The 25,369-nt window shown below is 37.8% G+C and carries 21 protein-coding genes, 1 tRNA gene and 3 pseudogenes; 12 read left to right on the top strand and 13 right to left on the bottom strand.

Going from position 1 to position 25,369, the window contains the following annotated elements:
- The first annotated feature begins 43 nt into the window (after window positions 1-43).
- The 6 genes from SLP02_RS06030 (at window position 44) to SLP02_RS06005 (ending at window position 7,024) form a co-directional block, all read left to right on the top strand.
- Window positions 44-1,834 (top strand): glycoside hydrolase family 9 protein, encoded by a 1,791-nt coding sequence (locus SLP02_RS06030; RefSeq protein ID WP_319419750.1) that lies wholly within the window; start codon window positions 44-46, stop codon window positions 1,832-1,834.
- Window positions 1,835-2,149: 315 nt separating this feature from the next.
- Window positions 2,150-3,511: a 23S rRNA (uracil(1939)-C(5))-methyltransferase RlmD gene (rlmD, locus tag SLP02_RS06025; protein ID WP_319419749.1), complete on the top strand. Its 1,362-nt coding sequence runs from the start codon at window positions 2,150-2,152 to the stop codon at window positions 3,509-3,511.
- Window positions 3,512-4,049: 538 nt separating this feature from the next.
- A complete protein-coding gene (locus SLP02_RS06020; RefSeq protein ID WP_319419748.1) occupies window positions 4,050-4,511 on the top strand; it encodes an ATP-binding protein in 462 nt (153 codons plus the stop codon).
- Between the two features lie 215 nt (window positions 4,512-4,726).
- The gene (locus SLP02_RS06015) at window positions 4,727-5,794 is read left to right on the top strand and encodes an AI-2E family transporter (protein ID WP_319419747.1); all 1,068 of its coding nucleotides are present in this window, start codon (window positions 4,727-4,729) and stop codon (window positions 5,792-5,794) included.
- 30 nt (window positions 5,795-5,824) lie between these two features.
- Window positions 5,825-6,304 (top strand): pantetheine-phosphate adenylyltransferase, encoded by a 480-nt coding sequence (coaD, locus tag SLP02_RS06010; protein ID WP_319419746.1) that lies wholly within the window; start codon window positions 5,825-5,827, stop codon window positions 6,302-6,304.
- A 111-nt stretch (window positions 6,305-6,415) separates the two neighbouring features.
- A complete protein-coding gene (locus SLP02_RS06005; protein ID WP_319419745.1) occupies window positions 6,416-7,024 on the top strand; it encodes a hypothetical protein in 609 nt (202 codons plus the stop codon).
- A 115-nt stretch (window positions 7,025-7,139) separates the two neighbouring features.
- Here SLP02_RS06005 and SLP02_RS06000 read toward each other — a convergent pair whose 3' ends face one another.
- The gene (locus SLP02_RS06000) at window positions 7,140-10,328 is read right to left on the bottom strand and encodes a DEAD/DEAH box helicase (RefSeq protein WP_319419744.1); all 3,189 of its coding nucleotides are present in this window, start codon (window positions 10,326-10,328) and stop codon (window positions 7,140-7,142) included.
- A gap of 676 nt (window positions 10,329-11,004) precedes the next feature.
- Between SLP02_RS06000 and SLP02_RS05995 the strand changes: the two genes are divergently transcribed.
- Window positions 11,005-11,568 (top strand): manganese efflux pump MntP, encoded by a 564-nt coding sequence (locus SLP02_RS05995; RefSeq protein WP_319419743.1) that lies wholly within the window; start codon window positions 11,005-11,007, stop codon window positions 11,566-11,568.
- Between the two features lie 248 nt (window positions 11,569-11,816).
- Here the strand turns inward: SLP02_RS05995 and SLP02_RS05990 are convergent, their stop codons facing one another.
- The 5 genes from SLP02_RS05990 to SLP02_RS05970 all read right to left on the bottom strand — a co-directional run bounded on the left by SLP02_RS05990 (window position 11,817) and on the right by SLP02_RS05970 (window position 16,008).
- Entirely contained in the window at window positions 11,817-11,939 is a 123-nt protein-coding gene (locus tag SLP02_RS05990; protein ID WP_319419742.1) for a photosystem II protein Y, read from the bottom strand.
- A gap of 223 nt (window positions 11,940-12,162) precedes the next feature.
- Window positions 12,163-13,113, bottom strand: a complete 951-nt coding sequence (locus SLP02_RS05985) for a DUF1517 domain-containing protein (RefSeq protein ID WP_413467336.1) — start codon at window positions 13,111-13,113, stop codon at window positions 12,163-12,165.
- A gap of 100 nt (window positions 13,114-13,213) precedes the next feature.
- A complete protein-coding gene (gene thiS / locus SLP02_RS05980; protein WP_319419740.1) occupies window positions 13,214-13,435 on the bottom strand; it encodes a sulfur carrier protein ThiS in 222 nt (73 codons plus the stop codon).
- A gap of 23 nt (window positions 13,436-13,458) precedes the next feature.
- Entirely contained in the window at window positions 13,459-14,472 is a 1,014-nt protein-coding gene (locus SLP02_RS05975; protein ID WP_319419739.1) for a thiamine phosphate synthase, read from the bottom strand.
- Between the two features lie 987 nt (window positions 14,473-15,459).
- The gene (locus SLP02_RS05970; RefSeq protein WP_319419738.1) at window positions 15,460-16,008 is read right to left on the bottom strand and encodes a YqeG family HAD IIIA-type phosphatase; all 549 of its coding nucleotides are present in this window, start codon (window positions 16,006-16,008) and stop codon (window positions 15,460-15,462) included.
- A 249-nt stretch (window positions 16,009-16,257) separates the two neighbouring features.
- Here SLP02_RS05970 and hemH point away from each other — a divergent pair, with 249 nt between their 5' ends.
- Window positions 16,258-17,421 carry a ferrochelatase gene (hemH, locus tag SLP02_RS05965; RefSeq protein ID WP_319419737.1) on the top strand — a complete coding sequence of 388 codons (1,164 nt, stop codon included), beginning with the start codon at window positions 16,258-16,260 and terminating at the stop codon, window positions 17,419-17,421.
- Between the two features lie 177 nt (window positions 17,422-17,598).
- On the opposite strand, the pseudogene SLP02_RS26535 reads toward hemH, so the two are convergent.
- From SLP02_RS26535 to SLP02_RS05955, 3 genes and pseudogenes are all read right to left on the bottom strand, one after another.
- A pseudogene (locus SLP02_RS26535) lies at window positions 17,599-17,700 on the bottom strand (toxin-antitoxin system HicB family antitoxin); the annotation flags it as partial.
- 402 nt (window positions 17,701-18,102) lie between these two features.
- Complete coding sequence (locus SLP02_RS05960) at window positions 18,103-18,420, bottom strand: hypothetical protein (protein ID WP_319419736.1); 318 nt, start codon at window positions 18,418-18,420, stop codon at window positions 18,103-18,105.
- Between the two features lie 21 nt (window positions 18,421-18,441).
- Complete coding sequence (locus SLP02_RS05955) at window positions 18,442-19,665, bottom strand: DUF499 domain-containing protein (protein ID WP_319419735.1); 1,224 nt, start codon at window positions 19,663-19,665, stop codon at window positions 18,442-18,444.
- A 99-nt stretch (window positions 19,666-19,764) separates the two neighbouring features.
- Here SLP02_RS05955 and SLP02_RS26530 point away from each other — a divergent pair.
- Window positions 19,765-20,494 (top strand): annotated as a pseudogene (locus tag SLP02_RS26530) (DnaB-like helicase C-terminal domain-containing protein); the annotation flags it as partial.
- A gap of 465 nt (window positions 20,495-20,959) precedes the next feature.
- On the opposite strand, the gene SLP02_RS05940 reads toward SLP02_RS26530, so the two are convergent.
- From SLP02_RS05940 to SLP02_RS05930, 4 genes and pseudogenes are all read right to left on the bottom strand, one after another.
- On the bottom strand, window positions 20,960-21,343 hold the full coding sequence (locus tag SLP02_RS05940) for a hypothetical protein (protein WP_319419733.1): 384 nt from the start codon (window positions 21,341-21,343) through the stop codon (window positions 20,960-20,962).
- An 11-nt stretch (window positions 21,344-21,354) separates the two neighbouring features.
- Window positions 21,355-21,720 (bottom strand): annotated as a pseudogene (gene xerC, locus SLP02_RS26525) (tyrosine recombinase XerC); the annotation flags it as partial.
- A gap of 39 nt (window positions 21,721-21,759) precedes the next feature.
- The gene (locus tag SLP02_RS05935) at window positions 21,760-22,050 is read right to left on the bottom strand and encodes a hypothetical protein (protein WP_413467122.1); all 291 of its coding nucleotides are present in this window, start codon (window positions 22,048-22,050) and stop codon (window positions 21,760-21,762) included.
- Window positions 22,051-22,644: 594 nt separating this feature from the next.
- Window positions 22,645-22,718: transfer RNA gene (locus SLP02_RS05930), tRNA-Pro, on the bottom strand.
- A gap of 205 nt (window positions 22,719-22,923) precedes the next feature.
- On the opposite strand from SLP02_RS05930, the gene SLP02_RS05925 reads away from it, so the two are divergent.
- The 3 genes from SLP02_RS05925 to SLP02_RS05915 all read left to right on the top strand — a co-directional run bounded on the left by SLP02_RS05925 (window position 22,924) and on the right by SLP02_RS05915 (window position 25,027).
- Complete coding sequence (locus tag SLP02_RS05925) at window positions 22,924-23,517, top strand: hypothetical protein (protein WP_319419731.1); 594 nt, start codon at window positions 22,924-22,926, stop codon at window positions 23,515-23,517.
- Window positions 23,504-24,094, top strand: a complete 591-nt coding sequence (locus SLP02_RS05920; protein ID WP_319419730.1) for a tyrosine-type recombinase/integrase — start codon at window positions 23,504-23,506, stop codon at window positions 24,092-24,094. Before SLP02_RS05925 ends, SLP02_RS05920 begins: the two co-directional genes overlap by 14 nt.
- A gap of 801 nt (window positions 24,095-24,895) precedes the next feature.
- On the top strand, window positions 24,896-25,027 hold the full coding sequence (locus tag SLP02_RS05915; protein ID WP_319419729.1) for a hypothetical protein: 132 nt from the start codon (window positions 24,896-24,898) through the stop codon (window positions 25,025-25,027).
- The last annotated feature ends 342 nt before the right edge of the window (window positions 25,028-25,369 follow it).

The raw sequence follows: 25,369 nt of genomic DNA, 5'->3' as shown, positions 1-25,369 counted from the left end.
AACAAGTTCAACAAAAAAAACAAGTTACTCAAAGTTACTCATTATGGCTACTAACAAAATATCCAACTCAATTTTCAACACCAATGCTTCGATAACTGAAGATTGGAACGGTGGCTACAAATTAGAGCTAGGTTTAAAAGCAAAATCCAATGCTAAAGATTGGAAACTAGATTTTAAACTTCCCTACAGCATATCTGCTGCTTATGGTGTCGATCTCGTCAACAATGGCAATGGTAAATACACAATTAGCGGTCAAAACGATCAGGCAAGTTTAAGCAAAGGACAGTCCATTGCTCCAATCTTCATCGTTGACGACAACGGCAAAAAAGCTTTAACACCTCAATTCGATAGCAATCTGCTTGACCCAATATCTACTACTCCCAAAGCAACAACCCCCAATACATCTATGACCAGTCAGACAGGTAAATCGGTGGCACAAAAAGGTAAATTCGCTTACGGTGAAGCTCTACAAAAAAACTTCCTCTTCTGGGAAGCCAATCGCTCTGGAGACTTAGGAGCAGACAACCGTATTGAATGGCGTGGTGATGCTACAGTTCATGACGGTAGCACCGTTGGTCGCGATTTAGAAGGTGGTTATTTCGATGCAGGCGATCACGTCAAATTTGGTCAACCCATGGCAGCCTCAATTAATATGCTGGCTTGGGGTGGGGTGGAGTATAAGGATGCTTACAAACAGGCAGGACAGTTTGACGAACTCTTAGAAGCAGTCAAGTGGGGAACAGATTATTTCCTCAAGGCACATGAAACTAGTGGTGGTAAAACTTCAAAACTTTGGGTTCAAGTCGGACAAGGCGGTGTTGCCAACGATCATGGTTACTGGGGGGCGCCAGAGACGGTAGAACAACATACTACCCGCCGAGCTTTTGCGATTGACCCAGCCCATCCTGGGACTGATGTAGCTGCCTTGACTTCTAGTGCTTTAGCATCAGCTTCGATGCTGTTTCGTGGAGTAGATAACGCCTATGCCGATAAATTACTCAACAATGCCAAGCAGCTATATAAGTTTGCCGAAACTTATCAGGGCAAATATTCAGATTCAGTCGCTGCGGCTAATCCTTTCTATACTAGCTGGGGTGGCTTTGGAGATGAGTTAGCTTCTGGTGCTGCCTGGTTATACAAAGCTACAAAACAACAGTCTTACTTAAATAAAGCGGAAAACTACTTTAAAACTAAAGTTGGTGGTTTAGGAGACTGGTCATCCGCAGCAGATGAGCATTCTTATGATGCGGGAGTGATTTTGGCTCAAGAAAGTAAAGATCCTTTCTTTAAAGGTCAGGTAGAAGGTTGGTTAAATAACTGGGTCAATGGCAACAGCAATATTAAATATACGGCGGGTGGTTTTGCTCATCGTGCTGAATGGGGTTCGATTCCTGTAACTAGTGCTACTGCATATTTAGCACAGCTTTATAACGACACGGTAAAAGAGGATTCTCGCTACAGCAAGTTTGCTAATAATCAAATAGATTATATCCTGGGTGATAATCCAAATAACTTTAGCTACGTGGTTGGATTTGGCAAGAACTATCCTCAGCATATTCACCACAGAGGTTCTTCTCCTAACCAGGGTGGCAACCCAACAGCGCCAGCCGAACATATTCTTTACGGTGCAGTCGTGGGTGGCCCTCGTTATGCGGATGATTATTCTTACAATGACCGCCGTGATGATGCGATCACCAATGAAGTGGGTACTAGTTACAATGCGCCTTTGGCTTCTGCTTTGATTCAGCAGTATGACAACCTGGGTGGCAATGCTCTTTCTGAAAGTCAATTGGATCACTTAGTTGGTATTGATGCTAACGGCGTTGGTTTTTAATAGATAAAGAGCAGACAAAGACAAAGAGAGGATATGGTGGAGTTAATCATCATATCCTTCTTGCTCAAAATCGCATTTATTGACGATGTAATTAGATATTGTTTAACTTTTATTTATAATTTTAGTATCAAAGCCATTGATGCTTTTGTTTGAAGCCTTATTTTACTCTAACTTTGTTAAAGAAGAATATCGGTGGCTGTAATTGCGCAACTTGGCTGGATAATTAATAGTGAGAAAACAACAACTAAGATTAATTGTTTTAAACAAGCTTGAAGGGAATCAAACATCTTGGCTTAAATAATTTATTCTTAATAAATGAATCAAAAATTGCAGCAGGGTCAAACAGTTGAATTAGAAATAACTGACCTAAATACTAGTGGTGAAGGAGTAGGCAGGCATGAAGGTAGAGTTGTTTTTGTGCCGAATACAGTTACGGGCGATCGCGTTTGCGCTAAAATAATCCAATCTAAAGCTAAATTTGCTAGGGGAAGAGTTGAGCAATTATTGGCAACCTCGACCCACCGTATACGCCCCAATTGTATAGTAGCTGACAAATGTGGTGGTTGTCAGTGGCAACATATCGATCCAGTCTATCAAAGGGAAGCCAAACGTCAGCAAATAATTCAAGCTTTTCAACGTATTGGGGGTTTGTCTGATATTGAAGTACAGCCAATTCTGCATACATCAAATGTTCTCAACTATCGTAATAAGTCTACTTATCCTCTTGCTAGATCGACTACAGGACAAGTTCAAGCTGGCTATTATCGACAGGGTAGTCATAAGTTGGTCAATCTAAATCAGTGTCCTGTGCAGGATGAGCGTTTGCATCCATTACTTAGAGAAGTTAAGCAAGATATTCAAGAACGAGGTTGGTCAATCTACAATGAAGCTAGCCATCGAGGGAAGTTACGACATCTTTCTCTAAGAATTGGTATCAACACAGGAGAAATGTTACTTACTCTGGTGACAACAGAGCAAAATCTCTTGGGTTTAGAAGAACAGGCGCAAATCTGGCTAGATAAATATCCTGGACTCGTGGGAGTATGCTTAAATATTAATAGCGATCGCACCAATGCTATTTTAGGCAAAAAAACTATCACTGTGACAGGTAAATCTTATCTGCGAGAAATTTTTGCAGGAGTAGAGCTAGAAATTGCTGCGGATACTTTTTTTCAGGTTAATACTCATGCAGCCGAATTGTTATTTCAGGCAATTATCGATCAGTTGAACCTGACAGGGAATGAAACTGTTATCGATGCTTATTGTGGCATTGGTACGTTTAGCTTACCCTTGGCACAGAAAGTAAGGCAGGTTAAGGGCATAGAAGTTAATCCTATTTCAATTCAACAGGCTCAAAACAATGCTCTACTTAACCACATTGACAACGTTACTTTCTGCACAGGTAAAGTCAAAAACATCATTAAGCAAATTGAGCCACAGCCAGATATTTTTTTTCTCGATCCTCCCCGAAAAGGATGCGATCTTCAGGTGATTGAAGCATTACTTAATTTACAACCATCTAGAATTGTTTATATTAGCTGTAAACCTGCAACCTTGGCTAGAGATATTAAGTTGTTGTCTCAATCAGGTATTTATCAACCTGTGTATGTTCAACCTGCTGACTTTTTTCCTCAAACTACTCATGTTGAGTGTTATGTAATTCTAAGCAGGACATAAGTTTATTTTTGGAGTTGCTGATTTAATTAATGACGTACAATGTATTTCTGTTTGTAGCTATTAGCTATTAGCTTTTAGCTTTTAGCCTTTGAGTAATTTTAATTTGCAAATAGGTAAATAAAAATGTGATTTAGCATTACATATTCAGCAACGCTTTATTTTTTTTAATATATATAAAATAAAATAATTTAGATTCAATGTCTCGCCATATACAGTTTTGCGTTGTTCTATTTATAATTTTGTTCCGAAATTTAGTATAATCAATAGTATCTGCGGATATAGTGATTACTCAAAAAACCTTAAGAGGAACAATATGCTTTTAGCTGTTAAACTAAACACTGACCTAAGCGAATTATTTCAGGGAATAAATTGTTAAAGATAATTTTTATAGAAAGTATGCACAAGTACTAATACATTCAAGCACTGTGTTAGCTACCATGAGCAACTTTCGTAATTCTAAAGTTTGAATGCTAGTAAAGCTACAAACATAAGTTTTTAACAGCAAAAATCCGATAATTTAACCTAGAGGTACAAATTAGTGATTGCCATTCCTATTCCCTGGAATAGAAGCAAGTGGAGTACGTTGAGCTTCACTTCAACACTTTATCTCTGCCCTGTTCTCGATTTACTATTAGCAAGCGTACCTTTAGAATGGCGAGCAGAAGTAAGGTTAGGACTACAAGAAGCCTTAGTTAATGCAGCCAAACATGGTAATAAGCTCGATCCCAGTAAAACTATTATTGTCAAGTTTGTAATTACTAACCAAGAATATTCGTGGGTAATTGCAGATGAAGGAAGCGGATTTGCTAAAGGTCATGAATGTCTTAACAGTTACCACAGTATTGCTACACAATTACCAAAAGAAGAAGCTGAAAATGGTCGAGGCTTTTCAATTCTGCACGAGGTTTTTGACTGCGTACACTGGAATAGGGATGGCACAAAGCTAACCCTTTCTAAAACAGTATCTAAAACTAAAAATGAGCAATCTTCTGCTGTGTAAATTATTTAATTTTGATGTTTATTAATAACTAAGCATTAAGTTATTAGCTAAACATTAAAAGTATGGTGGGCTAATTTAAGGCTGACGAGGCTTCTAATGCCAAACAATTCTAAATCGTAAAGCTTAACCAGGTTTTTTCCACCTTTGGCAGTAGGTCTATTATGATGTTTTTTGAAGATAGATTATTGGCTTAGACTCTGTCAAATACCGACAATATGATCGATACAATTACTAAATTACCGAAATGGTTGACTAGAGGGTTAGTTTTACCCCTATTGGTTTTAAATGGCTGGCTGCTAATATTGGTGTTTGAATATTTTCAATCTTTAGTTACCATCCTTGCCACCGCAACTTTACTATCATTTATCTTAGATTACCCTGTTCGCTGGTTAGAACAACGCCGTCTTCCTAGAGCGATCGCTATTTTAGTTGTTTTACTATCGTGTATACTACTATTGACCGTAATTGGAATTACAGTCATTCCTGTCCTGCTCGATCAGACAAATGGACTATTAGAGCGTTTACCTAGCTGGGTAGCATCGGGTAGTGAGCAAGCACAGGTATTTGAAACCTGGGCTGATGAGCGCAATTTTCCGATTAGCATTAGTACCTTAGTTACCAATTATTTAGGTCGCATTTCTTCCCAACTACAGCAGTTAAGCGGACAAATTTTGGGCAGCTTCTTTTCGGTAGTTGGTAGTTTATTAGACTTATTATTAACTGTAGTTTTAACTTTTTACCTGCTGCTGCACGGCAGCGAACTTTGGCAAGATTTATTCCAAGTTTTTCCTGATGAATCAAGAGTTAGGATTCGTGAATCGCTGAAGCGAACCTTTAATAACTATTTTGTCGGACAGTTAACGGTTGCTTCTGTAATGTGGATTAGCATTACCGTGGCATTTTTCATTATTCAAGTTCCCTTTAGTTTCTTGTTTGGTTTGATTGTGGGGATTATGGCACTTTTTCCTTTTGGCGCAGCCTTCAGCATTAGTTTGGTTAGTTTACTGATGGCTTTAAAAAGTATTTGGCTAGGATTACGTGTTCTGATAGTAGCCTTTGTAATTGAGCAAATAGTTGAAAGCGTAATTGCTCCTCGTCTTTTGGGAGAGTTTACTGGCTTAAATCCTGTCTTAATTTTACTTTCTTTGTTGGTTGGAGCGCAGTTAGGAGGCTTTTTGGGCTTGATTTTAGCAGTGCCTGCTGCTAGCTTTATCAAAGCTTTATTGCTTATTTTTAAGTCTGAACCCGAACCAAAGCCTGAAAAACTAACGGTCAATGTCTAAATTTTGTGGAACAGAGAAAAATTTCAAATTATGATTGCAATTTATCCAGGCAGTTTTGATCCAGTTACTTTAGGTCATATTGATATTATTGAAAGAGGCGCAAAACTATTCGAGCGAGTGATTGTAGCAGTTCTTTCTAATCCTAGTAAACAGTCATTATTTACCGTAGATGAAAGAATGGAGCAGATTAAAAAATGCACTCAACATATTAAAAATATAAAGGTTGATAGCTTTGTTGGCTTGACAGTTGAATATGCAAAAATACATCAGGCTGGAGTATTGTTGAGAGGTTTGAGAGTTCTCTCGGACTTTGAAAAGGAGTTACAAATGGCACATACCAATAAAACTTTAAATCAGGAAATCGAAACAGTTTTTCTAGCTACCACTAAAGAATATAGTTTTTTAAGCAGTAGTATTGTTAAGGAAATCGCTCATTTTGGAGGGTCAATCGATCATTTAGTTTCGACGAATGTTGCTCAAGATATGTATCAAAAATACCAAAACCAGTAGTAAATTGGCTAAAAAACACTAAAAAGTGATTTTTGGCTGATAAATATCTAATTTTTACTGGCAATTATTAGTTATTTAGGTTACAAGTTACTAAAAGAAGCAGTTTAAATTATGGTACAGACAAATTATTATCAAGATAATCTAACTCAGCATAATGAGTTGGAGGGACAAGAAAATATAGCTGATAATTCCTCATCTAATTTTAAGATTGAAGCTGAATTAGACGATTTAGAAGAAATAGTTATCAGTGGATCTCGTATTCCTTTAACAGAGTTAACTGTTTTAAATCTAAATTTGTTGTTAGATCAGCTAAATCAAATTAGAGTCAATTTACCGATTGAATTAGCTATTGCGGTTGAAATTATAACTCGCCGACAAGAGATTATTAGCGAAGCTGAGGGTTATGCTTGCCTAATGATCAAATCGGCTGAAGAGACAACTAGCAAAATTACGCAAAATTCAGCCATTGTTCGTCAAGCAGAGCTAGATGGAGCAAAAATGCGTTTGAAAACTGAACAAGAGTGTGAGCAGCTAAAAAAGACCACAATAGAGCAGATAGAGCAGTGGCGCAAAGATGCGATCGCCGAATGTCTAGCAATTCAAACAGGTGCTGACAAGTATGCTGATTCTGCTTTAGAAGATATTGAACAACGGCTACAAGGAATGCTCAATATTGTGCAAAATGGTCGTCAGCAGCTAAATCAAACGCCGACTGAATAACTATAGCCATACTAATTAATTGACCTATGTTTATCTGTGCTAAAAGTAACGAGTAATGAGTAATAAGACTGAACATTCAGATGTTTTCTATTTAGAACAACTATGTTCAATGTTTTCACTCATCAATAATTGCATCGCGATCTAACAGTAATAGGTTACGCAAGCTGCTGGTATCTAAATCTGTTAGCCATTGTTCTCCTGCATTTACGGTTTGTTCTGCTAGTTCTTTTTTACTTTCGATAATGTCGCTGATACGCTCTTCTAAAGTACCAGTACAGACAAATTTGTGTACCTGGACATTGCGCTTTTGCCCAATCCGAAATGCTCGATCTGTTGCTTGGTTTTCAACCGCAGGATTCCACCAGCGATCGACATGAAAGACGTGATTTGCTCTGGTTAAGTTAAGTCCTGTTCCTCCCGCTTTTAGGGATAAAATGAATATCTTAGGACCATTAGGCTCGTTTTGAAAACGATCTACCATTTCTTGTCTGGCTTCACGACGAGTTGAACCATACAAAAATAGAACTTCGCCTTTTAATTTTTCTTCTAAATAAGGCTTAAGCATCTTACCCCATTGAGAAAATTGAGTAAAAATCAAGGCTCGATCGCCTTCGTCAACAATTTCATCTAACATCTCTTCTAAACGCAGTAATTTACCAGAGCGATCGCCAAAATTATCCGTATTTATTTGCTCTTTTTTACTCTTATCTTTATTGAGTAATTCTGGATGGTTGCAAAGCTGCTTGAGACGCAATAAGAGAGTTAAAATTAAACCACGGCGTTTGATGCCTTCAGAATCTTCTATTTCTGATAAGGAGTTATCAACTAGCTGTTGATATAGTTCTGCCTGTTCACTTGAAAGCCCACAGAAAACGTTCATTTCCTGCTTTTCTGGTAAGTCTTGAATAATGTTTTGATCGGTTTTTAAACGGCGGAGAATAAAGGGCTGAGTCAAAGATCTAAGAATATTTAAAGACTCGCGATCGCCATATTTTTCAATCGGCACAGCAAACCTCTTTTGGAAGAAGTTACGATTACCCAAAAAGCCAGGATTGAGAAAGTCGAGAATTGACCATAATTCTGTCAAGCGGTTTTCTACAGGTGTTCCTGTTAGGGCAATCCGAAAGCCTGCGGGAATTTCTCTGATTGCCTGAGACTGTTTAGCAGCGGGATTTTTAATGTTTTGCGCTTCGTCCAAAACAACTCCCTGCCAGTCCATAGTCGATAAAGTTTTAAAATCTCTAGGGATTAAAGAATAGCTGGTAATTACTAACTGTTTATCTTGAACTTGTTTAACAAAAGTTTTGCCCTGCGATCGCTTATCTCCATGATGAATTATTGTTTTTAATTTGGGTGCAAATTTATTTACTTCTCGCTCCCAGTTATTGATCACAGAAGTAGGACAAACTAATAAAGTCGGCTTTTCTAAACCATTTTCTTGTTTCAGGTTTAACAAGAAAGCTATTAGCTGGATCGTCTTTCCTAAACCCATATCGTCTGCCAAACAAGCACCTAATCCCCAGGTTTCTAGAAAAGATAACCAACCTACACCTTTTGCCTGATAGGGACGCAATTCCCCAACAAAACCTTTGATGTTATTAACAGGTTCAACCGCTTTATTGTCGCTCAAGTTATCAAGTAAACCTGATAATACTCCAGTAGATTCAAACTTAACTACAGGCAGTTTAGCTAGGGTTTTTGTGTCGCCAGTAGATAAACGCAAAGCGTCTTCCACTGATAAATCAAGCTGCTCATTAGACTGATCTAATACCGCTTGAGCGGCTTTTACGTCGGCAGGTTGCAGGGCAATCCATTGTCCATCTATCTCAACTATTGGCGATTTTTGCGCCAATAACTTTTTAAAATCTGCTTTAGAAACATGGCGATCGCCTACTGCAATTTCTAGCTTATACTTGAGCATACTTTGCAGACTTAAGCGTTCTCCTTTTCTTTTGGCAACGCTGGCAGTCATTTTGATGCCTAATCTTTGCTCACTATTATCAGGACTTAAGCCAGGCGGAACAATTACCCCCAGACCATTATCCTGCAACTGCCAAGAAATTGCTCTGATAAATTGGTAAACTTGGATGGGATCGAGAGAACAATTGACAGGTTGACCTTTTTCAAGGCTGGCTTTAATTGGATCGTAAATGCGCGTAGCCAACCCTAAACCTTTTAAAAGAGTTTCTTGAGGGTTTTCAATGATACGTAACGCTGCTAGGTTTGACTGATCACCAATATTTAGAAACTCTCCCGCACATTGCCAAATAGCTGTTGCCGAAACAACAAAGTCAGGATCGTCTAATGCCTGGAGATAATAATTTAAATGCCAGTCGTTTTGTTCTCCTTCGGTAGTTTCATGGGGTGGAGTCAGCACAAAACAAACTCGATAGCGATTTGAACCTATGTTTTGATTATGGCGACTAACTACATATTCACTGATGGGTAATGCCCAATTATAAAGAGCATTAATTAGGCGTTTAATACTTTTGGGTTCAGCTTCTAATACTGGTGATTCGGCTAAAGATCGCAACCAAGGCTGCATCCCATCTTCTCTGACATTACCATAGTTGTCACCAACCCAAGAACGTAACCGCGTATCTAAAATAACAAAAAGCGATCGCAATAATAAATCTTCGTCTGTAGTATCTACTTCTGATTTCTCTGCATCTAAATAAGCTAAACAGGCTTCAGGAATAGCTTGAGTAAACTTAGCTAACCGCACCCGATCGACTTCGCTTTCGATTAATGGTTGCCAGATACCTCGATAAATATTTTTTTTAGCATCTTGGGCATCAATTCCTGGTAAAAACTTTTGTCTGACAATTAAGTCCAATGCCCAACGATAAACATGGGACCAGAAACAAATATCCCCTGCTAAATATTTAGTTGTTGCCTGCAATGAACTAAGAGATAAAACCTGCAATAAATCAACGGCTTCAGTAGGAGTTAAGCCAAATCCTTTTACCTCCCAAAGATATAAGTCTAAACTTGACTCAGCTTCGACGATATCTTTGGCATAAACTGGCTGTATTTTTCTGCTTTCTCCTGTACCAGTCACAACAGTAGGCATTCCAATTAGTTGAGTTTGCCAGTTACTTTTAGCTAATAATTTGGCAACGTCCAACTCATGGCTTTGAAATAGATCTAGTAATTCTTGACGAGATAAATCAAACGGATGAATAAAATCTCCTGATTTATTTAAAGAGAAATTTTCATTGACTAGAGATCGCCAAGCTTCCCCCCAGACAAAGAAATAATCTTGTCCCGAATTAACAATCCAACTGCCGTGAATAATTGACATAATTATCTTGAATACAGGTTATTTATCTACCTCTTAAGCTTTAACCTCTATGTTTTGAGCCTTTAGCCTCTGGTAATTACTGAGCGAATAAATCAGCCCGTAGCTCTAGCTAATCTTTTCTGCTTTGTGCAGTTTGGCTATCAACCTCAAATAAATTATCAGCTTAGAAACGAATAACTAAAAATTGCCTTCCTTTAACTACATCGTGAGTAAGTCAAAGAAAAACTGAATAATATTACTGATCAGTCTAGCAAGTTTATATCATATCCAAGCCGAAGCTACTATATTTATATAAATCTATATAAATATAGTAGCTAAAACTAGCTAGAAAGCCTACTTTTTCGTCAAGAGAGAACGGATTTGATGCTATATCCCTTTCTTATACATTGCATCAGCCAAAAAGTTTAAAAACTCTCTGTATCGCTCAAAATCAGTAAATTACCAGTAAATCAAAGGTTCATTAGCCTACTACTGCTTTTATAGTAGCGCAATTCTTAATTATGTTCAAAGCGTATCTCAAATTAAGTAATAATTAATAGCTTTTCCATCATAATTTTAAGTCTAAATGTGAAAGTAAAATGATGAAAAAATGAGCTAAAAATGATATTTATCGGCAAGTAAAATTACTAAAATAAGTAATAATAGAAAATTACTGATAAACTTTTATTTTAAATGAATGAACATTTGGGGAATAATTTTTCTAGCATCAGGATTGGCTGCCGATGCTTTTGCGGTTTCTCTGACTAGTGGTTTGCTAATTCAAAGAATTAAAATTAATAAAGCTTTAAAAATTGCTTTGTTTTTTGGTGGTTTTCAATGGCTGATGTTTTTGCTAGGTTGGCGACTTGGAGTAAACTTTAGTCAACTGATTGCGAATTTTGACCACTGGATAGCTTTTCTACTTTTGAGCTTAATTGGGGGCAAAATGATCTACGAATCACTGCAATGTGAAACTGATAAACCAAAGTTTAACCCCTTAGATTTTAATACTCTTTTAGGTTTAGCGATCGCAACTAGTATTGATGCTTTAGTTGCTGGTCTGGGATTATCTTTACTTAAAATTTCGATTATTTATGTGGCTACTTTAATTGGCGTAATTACTTTTTTATTGTCTTTTGCGGGAGTATTTATTGGTCATGAGGTTGGCAACAAGTTAAATAATAAAATTGAAATCATGGGTGGTTTAATTTTAATAGCTATTGGTAGCAAAATTTTAATAGAACATTTATTTTTTCGCTGAAAAAGCCTCATAATCTCTACTTAAAGACTTGACAATTGACTTAGTGTTGGCAACCAGCATTTTAATATAGCTATCATCCTCGCTTCCTGATGCGCCACTGGAGTCAGATAAATAAAAATTAGTTGTTAATGGAATAGTTAGAGATATTACAGATATAGGCTCTATAACGCCAAATCTTAGATACAAAAAAACCGACTAACACGAAGATGTAATTAGTCGGCAAAATAATTTAAATATTGATTTTAAATTTATGCTTCTTCTTGGTTGAAGTATTTTTGTATTTGAGCTAAAGCAGCACTACCGATGTTAAATAAAGCCCAGCTAGCTGCGATCGCTAGGGGAGCAACGACTATTACTATACGCCAATCCATAATTTTATCTCCTTTACAATTTTCAATTTATTTAAAAGGCTTTTTAACGCCAAACCAGACGTAACTATAATCAAATGTACCAGTTTTCTTAACCATTTATCCATATTTCTAGATTGCGCTTGATGTCTATAGGCTTCGTTTTCAATTTATTGTTTTTAGCGACAAGCTTTGTAGACCAAAAGAAAAACCCCCTCAATAGAAGGGGCTTTGTGTCAAGGTTAATCTATACTAATTTAAGGTTAGGATAGTAAGCCAAAATATCATCAGAGGATAAGGTGTCACCGTCTGCTTGGGGTGTCCAAAGAATCTCTACTGCCAATAAGCGATCGCTGCCAATACTGCCTATTTGTTGTAATGCTTGGCGCATATCATCAGGATTATTAATTTTAGGCAGGTTTAAATTATCTGTTGCGCCCACAATTACCGTGGCGACAATATATTCTCCATTGTCTCCTTCTCTTAGCTGAATCGCCCCTTCTTTGGAGTTACCGCCCAAAGCTTTCTGCTCTTCATTATCAATGACATTATTGATATTACTTAGGGTTTCTTCGCTAAACTTACTGCGTTCAGTCAAAGCTAGCTGATTGAATTTTGCTTCAGCAGCATCGAGACTGGCTTTTTGCGAGTCTGTTGAACCATATACCCAATATTCAGGGTGACGTAATAAAGCCAAGGTTGCTTCTTGAACTACGGTGGCTCTACCTGTGGCTGAACTAGTATCAGCAGTCAAAGCCAAACGGTTTAACTCAGGCTGCAACTCACGAGCATTAGCCAATAAGCCTACCTGTACTTGCGCTACAGATACTTTAGAACTGCTGGTATAACCACCATCTTCACCAATTCCAGCACTGCGGAAGCTACGGACTAAGAAACTGGCGATCGCAAAAAAGATCAGAACTGAAAACAGTCCGCCACCACCAAAGCCAATAAAGGGAAGCAGGAAGGGAAACCCAAATCCGCCACCGCCGTAACCATAGCCAGGGGATCTATAGCCACCACCATAGCCACCGCCACGAGGAGTAGAATAGCTGCGAGAAGGTGCGCGGAATGAACCACCACCAATTCTGCCACCACTACGGGCTGCCATTGCCGTGCTAGCATTGCCAAGCACAAGAACGCCGACAAGTCCTAAAGCAACAATAGATTTGAACCAAAATTCTCGTTTAAAAATCATTTTCATTTGTTTGTTAATCATCTATCTAAAATATTTTTACTTCTGTACGGGCGAAAAGCCCTTCGCCTCTAACTTACTTCTCACTTAAAAGCAAAGCGATCTACCCACCGCCAACGATGGTAACAATCTCTAAGCGATCGCCTGAACGCATTTGCGTCTGTTGCCAATACTGACGATGTAAAATTTCTCCGTTGTATTCTACGGCGAGCAGACGAGGATTTAGATCTAATTGGGTTAGCAGTTCAGATAAAGGGATTGACGCTACGCAAGTATGAGGTTCTCCGTTGACCTGTACTTTTATTGTATTAGTTACATTTGACATAAATCTAGCCTTAAATGGGGTAATTACCGTCTAATTAACTGAGACATAAGCTGGCGAGTAACTTGCATTGGTTGCTCTGCTTTCATGATAGCGCGAACTACTGCAACCCTTTGTGCGCCTGTGGTTAGAACTGCATTTAAATTATTTTGCTCGATGCCACCAATCGCAAACCAAGGTACAGGACATTTAGCATTGACATAATTAATATATTCAACAGCCAGTGCTGGCTTACCTGGCTTGGTAGGAGTTTCATAGAAAGGCCCTACCCCAACGTAGTCGGCTCGTTCGGCGATCGCTTTGTCTAACTCTTGCTTATTGGTAGTAGAGCGACCAACAATTTTGTGTGATCCTAATACCTCACGAGCAAAACCTACAGGTGCATCATGTTGACCCAAATGAACTCCATCTGCATCTACCGCTAGAGCGATGTCTACTCGATCGTTAACAAGAAACAGAGCATTATAATGATGGCATAGCTGGCACAATTGATTGGCTTTGGCAATGCGATCGCTATCTTGACCTTCTTTATCTCGATACTGTACTAAAGTTAAACCACCTTTTAAAGCAGCTTCAACTATTTTAAGAATTTCTGGTTCAGGAGAAGTCACCAAATATAAAGGAGCGTTGTGTAGCTGCTGAAGACGATAATTGTTGAATAAACTGCTTTCAATTGTGTAAACGCGATAGCGCATCTGTTTACAGGCTGCTGCCATTTCTGAGTTATAAAGCTTACTGTATTCCTCTAAAACTCTTAAAGCCTCTTGCGATCGACATAAATTTGCCTGTAGCAGTTGTTCAATACTATCTCGCGTTTCTTCTTGGGGATGAGATAAATCTGTTCCCACATCACCAGGAGTATCTCGCGCCTGACGTAATTCCCAACTATGCCATTGGGCTAATTCTTGACGTATCTGCTTACATTCTTCAGCTAATGGTTGATTATTTAAACCAAGGCGACACCACTCTTCGATAATCCTTAATCCTTCTCTGGCGCGATCGAGATTAGCATCCAAAATACGATAAACAGCTTTTTTCATCCTAATTGGTTTGATGATTGAACAATTTTTCATCCTATCTCATAACTATGAAGTGCCTTTGAAAGCCAATGAAGAATTAACAATCTGGTAGGAGTTATTTAACTGATGTTATGCACCTGTTAATCCTGAAAGACTGGGAGATAGGAAAGTAGGGAATTGGGGAATTTTGATGTTGAACCATGCGCGGAGGTCGCTCATAAAATCAAATATTTGATAGCTTAGTATTTACTAAAACTTTATAAAACTAGCTTGATGTTTATTGAAACTTTATAAAATCAAGGTTGTCAATTCTATTTTGAGTGATTGTGATTGTGATTGTGTTTGAAAACAACCTAAGTATTTTCTCTTAAATATTTATACTGAGATAAAGATCAACATCAACATTCTTTATTCTTGATAGTTTATTAACCAAATATATCCAATATATTTTACCCAAAACCCGCTCAAAATTAAATAAATTTAGAGAATGCTGGCTTAGATTGCTTTTATTCTAATAAGATTAGAAGCTATTTTTCTGGTATGCGTGTATAAAAATACACGTGGCTTTTTTAACTAACTGCAAGTAGCAATTGTATTAACAAATATTTTCAATTTATAAATTTGCCTAGTTGAGCGCAACTACATAAATCTTCATTCAAATCTCACAGTTTAAAGCGTATTTCTTTGATGTCTGCGTTTAAATTGCCGAGCGCAAAATTACCAAACTATATATTTCTTATCCCAATTATTAGTTAGCTAACACCTATGAAAATTGCTGTCCTCGGTGTCAAACAAATTCCAACTGAACAGTTTTAGACACATCTTTATCGTTTAGTAAATGGGTCGAAAACCCCGTCATTTATGACGATTTAGTTTTTAGTATTTAGTTTTTAGTATTTAGTCATGCACGTTAATTGAACTAAGAACCAATAACTAATAACTGGGAATCACCGATCGTTTACGGCGGTGAGCAGTCAATTCGTAATATATTCTTTATATTTAGCTCAATCAAGAGTTGTTGCTTTTTGTAACATTATCTCGATTCGCTACTAAAGATACGCCGATAGACTCTGATAGCCAAATTTCAAAATCGCGGATGGGATGAGAGCGAACCGCTACTAAAGGATCGATCATTGGTTCGACCAAAATGGTAAACATTCCCAAACGATTACCAGCTAAAACATCAGTAAACAAGCGATCGCCAACCATAGCAATTTTTTCTACGGGTAGTTCCATTGCCTTTGCAGCCTCTCTGAGGCGACGACGAGAAGGTTTTTTGGCAGCAGAAATAAAGGGTAAATCAACAGATTTGGCAATGTTGCCGATGCGATTATGACTAATATTATTACTAACTAACCAAATAGGAGTTGCTTGTCGAATTTGCTCAATCCACCGCTGTAATTCCTCGGAAGCTTCCCTTTGTTTAAAAGGAACCAGGGTTTCGTCCACATCTAAAATCAACCCGTTAATATTATATTTCTGGAGTATTTGAGGCGTTAAATCAAAAATAGTCGCTCCAAGAATCAAATTCGGTTGCAGTAGGGTAATCACGGACATAATCAAAAAAATATCTAAGTATGTAGATAACAGGAAAATTTTACTCGACGAAAACTATATTAGCGACTTAAGAGATAGTATGGCTTGGTCTTTGTCTAGTTTATTCAGTTACAAAAAAATACTATAATACTGCAAAATGTGTATATATAATCGATTAAGTTCTGTATACTCGTAACAATCAAACCTAAAGAAAAGATATATTGTTAAAATTAGTAAAGAAACTAAAAATTTAAATAAGCTATTAGAACTATGGGTCGTATTGGAGTTTTACTACTCAATCTAGGCGGACCCGACAAAATCGAAGATGTCCGTCCTTTTTTGTACAATTTATTTTCTGATCCAGAAATTATTCGTTTACCCGTTAAAGCGTTACAGAAACCTTTGGCTTGGTTAATTTCTACTTTAAGAGCCAAAACATCTCAAGCAAACTATCTAGAAATTGGCGGAGGTTCTCCTTTAAGAGAAATAACTGAAGCACAGGCAAAAGCTTTAGAAGCCAAACTCAAGGAGATGGGTCAAGATGCCAAGATTTATATTGGTATGCGCTATTGGCATCCCTTTACAGAAGAAGCGATCGCCCAAATAAAAAGAGACGGCATCAAAGAAGTGGTAGTTTTGCCACTTTATCCGCAATTCTCCATTAGCACCAGTGGTTCTAGCTTCCGTATTTTAGAAGAAATGTGGAATACCGATCGGGTTCTACAGGATGTTAAATATACATTAATTTCCTCTTGGTACGATAATCAAGGCTATCTGCAAGCAATGGCAGATTTGATTGGACAAGAACTAGACAAATTCCCCGCTCCAGATCAGGCTCATGTGTTTTTTAGCGCGCATGGTGTTCCCGTCAGCTATGTAGAAGAAGCGGGAGATCCCTATCAGCAAGAAATTCAAGAGTGTACCCGCTTAATTATGCAAACTCTGGGACGACCCAACCAATACACCCTAGCATATCAAAGCAAGGTAGGTCCTGTTGAATGGCTACAGCCTTATACCGATGATGCTCTTAGAGAGTTGGGTGAACAAGGAATTGAAGACTTAGCCGTCGTACCCATCAGCTTTGTTTCCGAACATATTGAAACGTTACAGGAAATAGATATTGAATATCGCGAAGTAGCAGAAGAAGCGGGAGTCAAAAACTTCTATCGCGTACCTGCTCTTAATGTTCACCCTGGCTTTATCGATTCACTAGCTCATTTAGTCACCGATTCATTGGATGCGGCTCCTCATACCTTTGCAGATGTAACTCATCCTAAGAAAAACATGAAAATGTATCCCCAGGAAAAATGGCAATGGGGTTTGACTACTGCTGCCGAAGTTTGGAATGGTCGTTTGGCGATGTTGGGCTTTATTGGTTTATTGGTTGAGTTAATTAGTGGTAGTGGTCCTCTCCATATGGTAGGCATTTTGTAACAATGATGGCAACCAGTTATCTGTTTTCAGTACAGCTTTTAAAACAAGCATAAAACTGTACTGAAATTTTGCTGTTTGTAAAAAAATAATACAAAACAATTTTATTCGCGTAAAAATACCGTAACAACGAAAAAACCGTAGCTTTACTATACTAATTTACTCGGACTTGCGATCGCCAGCGCGAAATCTAGTCTCAACATCAGATTCCGCTAAAGCAATGGTGCTTAATTCTTCAATTAGCTTATCAAGATTCATACCTCTAGCCTTGGCTAAAGCTTTAAACTAAATAATGCGATCTCTAAAGATAATCAAGTATACTATTTCAAAGTTTTCACTCCAGCGTAATTAAGAATTTTGCTATCAGCCGTCAACAATAAACAATCATAAACAATAGAATTGATGTTTTGAGTGACCTATATTTTATTGTACTGACAACGATTAGGCTTCTAACTAATTAGAGCTTGACCATATAAATAGCAGGTATGGACATTAGCTATGCAATAATGCGATCGCCTTAACATAAAATCAAGTGATGTCTTTAGCTAGTTGAGCGATCGCATAACTTGTGGTATATCGAATTTCACCCTTGGGAATTGCCTGAAATTCTACTTTCCACTCATCGGAATCTTGATAAACTCGATGTTTAAGGATAATTCTGTTTCTCCACAGAATAGATGCACCCTAATTATTTTTGTCTTCAGTATCAAAACACTTAAATCTCAAGCAAAGATCTTTAGTTTTAAATGCTTTATAGCCTCCAAGGGCATTGCCTACAGAACTAGATGCGCTCGAAGGTTCGCGCTCGCCTTCTTGAACGGGTCGCTCATGGGGGAAACCCCCACCGCGGGTGTGGAACAAGCTCCCTGGACGGGAGCGTTTCCACCCGCAAAGACCGCGCCCGTCCGCAATTTCATATTTAACATCATTGCCATTAGTAGGGCTGATTTTCTGGATTACTTCTCCTGTATTTTCATCTCGACTGATTTCTTTAATCCCCACTGTTGTTTCTGGTGGCGGTGGTTAAGTATTAATCGCACCCCCTTCATCTACCCAAACTTCTTGTTCGAGCATTTGTTTCTTCAATTCTTCCAGTGCTTTAGGATGATCAAAATTCCAATCTGTTTGAGTAGCAGCACATCGTTTTACTTCATTCCAAGAAGATGTTTTCTGTCCTGCAAAAAGTCGGGCTTGACACTTCTTACGAAAAGTTTCAGAGGCTATATCTTTCGTAAACTTGTGCGCTTTTTCTAGGGTGTTACGGATTAAAGCTTCGCCATCAAACAGATTCCCTTGGAAGTAAATACGACAATCAGTAAAGCGAAAACCATTCCTTGAGGGATAAACCAAAGTGGTAAATGTCTCTTGTAATGCACTGCGGAGGCTGAGTTGAATCTGGTCGAGACTTTTATCAGCTTCAATATATTGCGGATCTCTGGGGGAAATGCGCTCGCGCTCTTGTTCTGCTTTAATTGTCAGGATCGCCCTACGCTGTCTTGCTTGCTCGATAATTCGCTCCATCGTTTCGTGAGAGCCTGTCAGGAACAAAATACGGTTTTTATATTCTTGGTCTTCAGCTTCTCGTAAACCATGGGTGGCATTGGGAATATTAGCCAGAGATGCCACTAAAATTAGCTTGGCGACATCTTGAAAATCTGTAGTGTTTAACTTTTTATCTTGTTGTTCGGCAACTGAAAAACCCTCTTTGGCAATATCATGAGCGATCGCTTCTCCCAAACTGGAATTGATGGCTTTGACTTCAAATAGTATTTCATCATTATTTAAGTCAAGATCGTAAAGATGAATCAGCATTAGCCGTTCAGCTTGATTAGTATCATAAATATTTGCAACTACTGCTCGTAATAAACGAATCAAGCCTCTTGTCTGCTGAAAACCAGGATTTTCTTTAAAGCGAGCATATAAGTCTCGGATGGAGAAATGAAAAGAATATGATTCTATCAATTGAGCAGCATAAGAATCGGGATTCGCATTAGTAACGTCCATCTCTTTGGCATCTTTGACCGATTTAGCATAAACTTGTGCCACATCATTAATTACTGATTCTTCTAGAAGCTCTTTAAACAATCGAGTACGCAAAATGTAATAAAGCTCACTTCCCTGAGAACTGACTGGTTCTAACCTCAATGCCGAACGACCAGTTTCATTTTGAAGATTAGTAATTGCTGTATTCAGTTGCCCCGATTCTCCTTCCCAAGAAGCCGTAAGGTCGGAAATATTTAAAACCACATCTTTTCGAGAGCGATCAAATACTGACTGGCGAGGTTGGCAAGCTTAGCTTAAATACATATAAGAGTCTTCTAAAAATCATTGAATTTAGGCGATGCGATCGCTCTTTATCTGGCTTTGCAATACTATCATTCAACATAAGTTACCTATAGTTGTTTTCCTTTGAAAATGACCAAAAACCACATGAAATATCGGCTTTGGAGTTTGATAAGTCGTTTAGATTGCTATCAGTATTTAGATATAACTCCGATTAATGGCGATCGCCTTCGTAAATATCGTGCTAGGTTATCTGAACTCACTGACGCGAAAAATGAAAGTATCGCTAAAGTGCTTGAAATTGCCGCAGAGTTTCCCCTTTACATGAATGAGAATCGAGGAATTAGTGTAGCCAGAATTGCTTCACAGGCTCGTCAAGTTAAAGCCAGAGAGGGCAAATTAGGTTTAGTCATTGTGGACTATTTGCAAATGATGGCATCTGACAATAGTGGCAATCGCAGTTATGAACTTGGTGATGTCGGTAGGGGTTTGTATCAACTAGCAGGAGAATTGGGAAGTACCTGTCTTAGCTTTATCTCAAGTTAATCGGGGAGTAGAGGGCAGACAAAATAAACGTCCGATGATGTCAGATCTTTCTCAGTCAGGAATTCTGGAAATGGTAGCAGATAATATTATCTTTGCTTATTGGGATGAATATTACGATGCCAATACTTCCCAACCAGGAATTTTAGAGTTGATTTTAGCTAAAGCCAGGCATGGAGATACGGGAACGGCTGAAGTGCTATTTGATAAGTCTTGTGGGATGATTCATTCTCTTAAAGAGTTTGCTTAGAATCTTTCTAGAATACATTCTCAATTAGTGAAATCATCTGAGGGGAAGTTTACTTCCTCTCTTGGTAAAAATATTCCCTTGATACAGTTAGGGTTAATAACTGCTATTTGAATATGGTTCTATTTTCTAAACATTGAGCCTGGATACAAAGGCTTCCCCTCTAAAAAAGCTGCTCGAACAGAATCAAAATATATACCCTCTTCCTTTGCTAGGTGAGCATTCGCCGTAGGCGCAGTAGCGGCGACGCGGTGAGACAGTTGCGTTGCGGTGAAGCATTGCGGTCTTAGGGGTTTCCCCCATGAGCAAATGCTGAAAGGGTTCCCTGGCATAAGCAAACTGCTTCACCCGAAGGGGGGTTCCCCCCGTTGAGGAGGACGTGTCGTCGTAGCTTTGCTGCGACGTTTATACCGCCCGTCAAACTGTTGAACCATGCGCGGGGGTCTCACCTCTTGCCTCGGCGCGGGGTCACTCGTCAAAATCAGATTTTCCGAAGGCAGAATTCATAGGAAGAAGTTTATTTTCTCTTTCTAAATATTGCTCTAAAACATTGAAAGCAATTGATAAATAATCGATGTACTTTTGAGCGAGGAGATCGAGACAGTTCCCTAAATCTAGAACAGCCCCCAAAACAAAAGGAGTTTTTATTGTTGAGTTAGACCTTTTGCTGTTTTCTTGAGCGTATTGAATAGCTCTTTGATAGTTATTTTCCCAGAAGTAGATCCCATTTCCCAGCCAGTCATAGGAGTTGTTGCTATGACGAAAATTATCTTCTTGATTCAAAATATGGATAGCAGCATCTCTATCTATCCCATGAAAACCATAAACAAAACTCGGTTTTGTCGAATACATTAATTAGATAACTAGTGGTTTGCCATTTGCAATGTATGGCGAGTATTATAAGGCTTTCTGTATTCCACACCTACTCTAGATAAAACCGATTTCCAAGCTCGGTTTCTAAAATTATGGTCGTCAATAGGATTACCTTTTGAAGATGTAAAAACAGATTTATCTGGATCGATATCTTCAGATTTCATTAAAAGTAAAAGCGATCGCAGTTTAGATGTCAGGGTAATTGTTCTAGCTCTATTAGTTTTGGTTGCTTTTGTGATCCCTCTACTTAAACTCTCGCCAATCCAAACTGCTGAACAGTCTTCGTTTAGATGTTTCCAGCATAAGCCAATAACTTCTCCAGTTCTGCAACCCGTACCAAATAGAAATTCGACAAACCCAGTGTAATGAGAGTAATACTTATCTTGCTCAAATCCTTAAATAATTGCTTTTATTTCTTCTGAAGTAAAGGGTTTAGGCATTTGCTTGGGCGGAACTTTAACTCTCTTAATCAAAGGTTTCCAAGGATTAAATTCAACTATTTCTTGCTCTGTTCCCCATTGCCAACAAGCAGACAACCAGACAATAGATTGTTTAAGAGTCACTGGTGCTAGTTTCTCTGCCAAATATTGATAAAATTGCCCAGAATAATCTGGCTTAAAATCGATGGCAGATTGATTAGCTAAAGAGCTAACAGCATTCTTCTTTTTTAAACTGAAAGATTTCAAATGAGTCAAAACAGTTTGATATTTTTCCGAGAAACGAGGTGAAGATACAAACTTAAATTTGTACTCGATAAATTTTAAAATCAACTCTTCGGCAGTTACTAAATCTGCTTCAATCTCTTCCTTTGTTTTCTGCAGTTTGTATCTTTGTAGAGTGGAGTCAAAATTACTAGAAAGAATATCTAGCTCTATTTGCCTTTCTTTCTGTTCGGCAGAAGCAGCGCGTTCCCTTGCGTCTTACGCCGACGCGGGGTCGCTGCTCAATTTACGATTAATTATAGTGTCTGGTAAACTAAGCGCAAAGGCACGTCTTTTAGCAGCATGAGTAAATCTCAGTCTAAGCCAGCCTTTATCTGATTCAATCTTTACTATTGCTTTTGCCTTTTTTTTTGTCTACCACTTTGTCTACTGATAATGCTGATATCGCTTTGAATCATGAATAGTTAAAGGCTAAAATCCGTCTACCAATCTTCTACCAATTTTAACTTTAAACCCCCCAAAAAATACCAGAAAAGCCCTACTTATTGAGAATCAGGCACAGTTCAAAAATGTCCCTAAAAACGACAAAACCCTTTCACACAGAAGCTTTCAATTATATCGGAGCGGCGGGATTTGAACCCACGACCCCCACTACCCCAAAGTGGTACGCTACCAAGCTGCGCTACGCCCCGTTTTCACAAGTAGATATCATAACATTGTTCAGTGTTTTTTAATAAATGTTTTGAAAATAAGCGGGTTAAAGACTTACAAATATTTTTAATTTATTTAAATGCTGTGGCTATATTATCAAATTGGCTGGTCAAATAAGGCTGTTTTCTCTGTTCTCTTTTTAAATCGTGTGTAAATCGTGTGTTAGCACCAGATCGGTGAAACACTATGTATATCAACAACGAAGAGAGAAAAGCTAAAATTGGGCGTGTTAGCCTGTCAGTTAGAAACGGTTCAGTTAAAATTCGCTTCACCTATCCCACAAACACAAAAGAAGACTTAACAGTAGGTAAAGATAGTGATGTTGTTTGGGCTTCTGCTATTAGGCTGGCAAACATAATCAACTCAGATATTGAAACAGAAAATTACGATCAAACGCTCGCCAAGTATAGTATTAGAAGAGCTTCAAGACTTCAATTAGCAAATAAGCAACCAAGTTTAATTGATCTTTGGCAAACGTATAAAGAAATAAGTAAGGAAAGAGTTGCTGCTACTACAAAGAAAAAGCATTGGACACAATATGAAAAACACTACCTAGGTAAAACACCAAAAGAACTATTGGAACTTGATAGAGCTAGTGAATTTGTAGCTCACTTATTGACTCGCTATAGTTCGGGTTCAATATTACCTATCTTCTCTAACTGCCTCAATCCTTCAGTTAATCTGGCAGTTAAGATGGGAAAGATAGAGCGCAATATATATGCTGCAATATCAATAGCAAACAAAGGTAAGAAGCCTATCGAGGCTTATGAACCCACATGAAGTAAAGGCTATAGTCAGTGCATTCTATAGTGATGAATATGTCAAACCCAGCAGTATTTATCCTCACTCATACTATGCTCCCATGATTGACTTCATTAGTTTAGTGGGATGTAGACCTAGTGAATGTCATGCTTTAACTTGGGATGATATTAAACGTAATAATGACAGGCTTTATATTCGATTTAATAAAGCCTACAGCCAAGGTATCTTGCTACCTCATACTAAGACACATGAAATCAGACTGTTCCCAATTAATCAGCAGCTAAAGACACTACTCAATACAATGGCTACTTCTGAAAATAAACATAATTTAATATTTCCTAGCGTGTCACTGGGTTATGTAAACCAGAAAACATTTAATAGACGCTACTGGAAAACTATTGTAAGTGGCTTGATAGAAGACGAGAGATTAGAAAAGGCTTTTCGTCCCTATTCTCTGCGACACACTTTTATTACTAGATTAATCCGAGATGGTTGGGATATTGCTACTGTTGCAAGAATATCTGGCAACAGTCCTGAAACTATCATTAAACATTACTTAGCTGCTAAAAATGAATTTGATATTCCAGAACTTTAATCCACAAATAGAAGAGTGGGAAGCAAACTCTTCGTAGTTGAAGCTTACATCCGTAATCTTTGATTCGGTGTAGATAGTTCACATCACCTAAGATACATAATCTTGAAGTCGGCTAATAACAATTGGATTAAATTTTAATTTGGCAAGAGCTTTTGAGATTACCTGACGTACACGTTCTCTAGAAACTTTAGGAGAGGGAAAGCGAGTAACAATCGTGCAAAAAACCCCGCTAAGGCTGTAAGCCTCTCACAATAATTGTTTTAGAAGTCTTTTTTTGCGATCGCAAAAAGAGGTTAAATTATAAAAAGTATATTTGATTTTTTTGCTTATTTCCTATCTATAAAAAATCTTAGCTTGCTACTCCTTTTGCTGTAGATGAAAGCTTCTCTTGCGTTCAGCAAGAGCTTTGTATTTGAGTAAATTTCCTCAGCCAACTTGTAGGGATATGTATAGCTATAGGTAGTCCCCCACCCCATCGGGTTTTTTCAAACTAGAAAATACTTTTTTAAATAGTTAATAAGGTCTATGACCCTTATTTTGTAGATGGATGCCTTTATGCCTATCTATACATAAAAACAATGAAGACTTTATTTAGTGCAGAGATGATTATTATCCTATCTGTTTTTCTAAGCGTATGGAGTTATTTCATTTACGTTCTTCCTGTAACTAATCCTTGCTTGTTTGAGCCAAGCATAGTGTATATGGAACAGTGTAGGGGCTAAAATGAATAAATAATTTTAATTAAGGGTAGAATAATCTACCTTTTTTTTGTCATTAACTTAATTTAAAAAGGAGAATGAAATGACGTTTGGTTCGATGATCAACGTAATTTTAAATATTGTTTATGCCTACAATTTAAAGATCACTACTCGTAGTAGTAATAACTATCAGTTTCAAAATGGAAGAAAAGCTATTGAGAATCGGCAAATTTAGATTTGTATTAAATTTGCTTTTAGTATAATTACCTGAAAAAAGTAATAGTAATTAAGAAAAATGTTATAGATTTTAATTATCATTTGCTGCGCGATAACTAGAGTTAAAGACAGCTAAAGCTTGTTCTTCAAGTTCATGATTTAAATTATTAAGAATTAGGTCAATCTCTTAATTGAGGTTGACCCTTTTTTTATCAACTTATATTCACCTTATTGGTTGATGTTTTATCGTGTCTGAAATCACGAATTAAATAAGTATTTCAGTAAATCAATCAATCAAAAAACGGATGAGGTAACGAACGATGTCCAACTTAAATAATTGTGTTTCTAATAATTCATTTCA

Source organism: Pleurocapsa sp. FMAR1, from assembly GCF_963665995.1.
Classification (GTDB): domain Bacteria; phylum Cyanobacteriota; class Cyanobacteriia; order Cyanobacteriales; family Xenococcaceae; genus Waterburya.
This window is presented reverse-complemented; position numbering and strand designations above follow the sequence as displayed.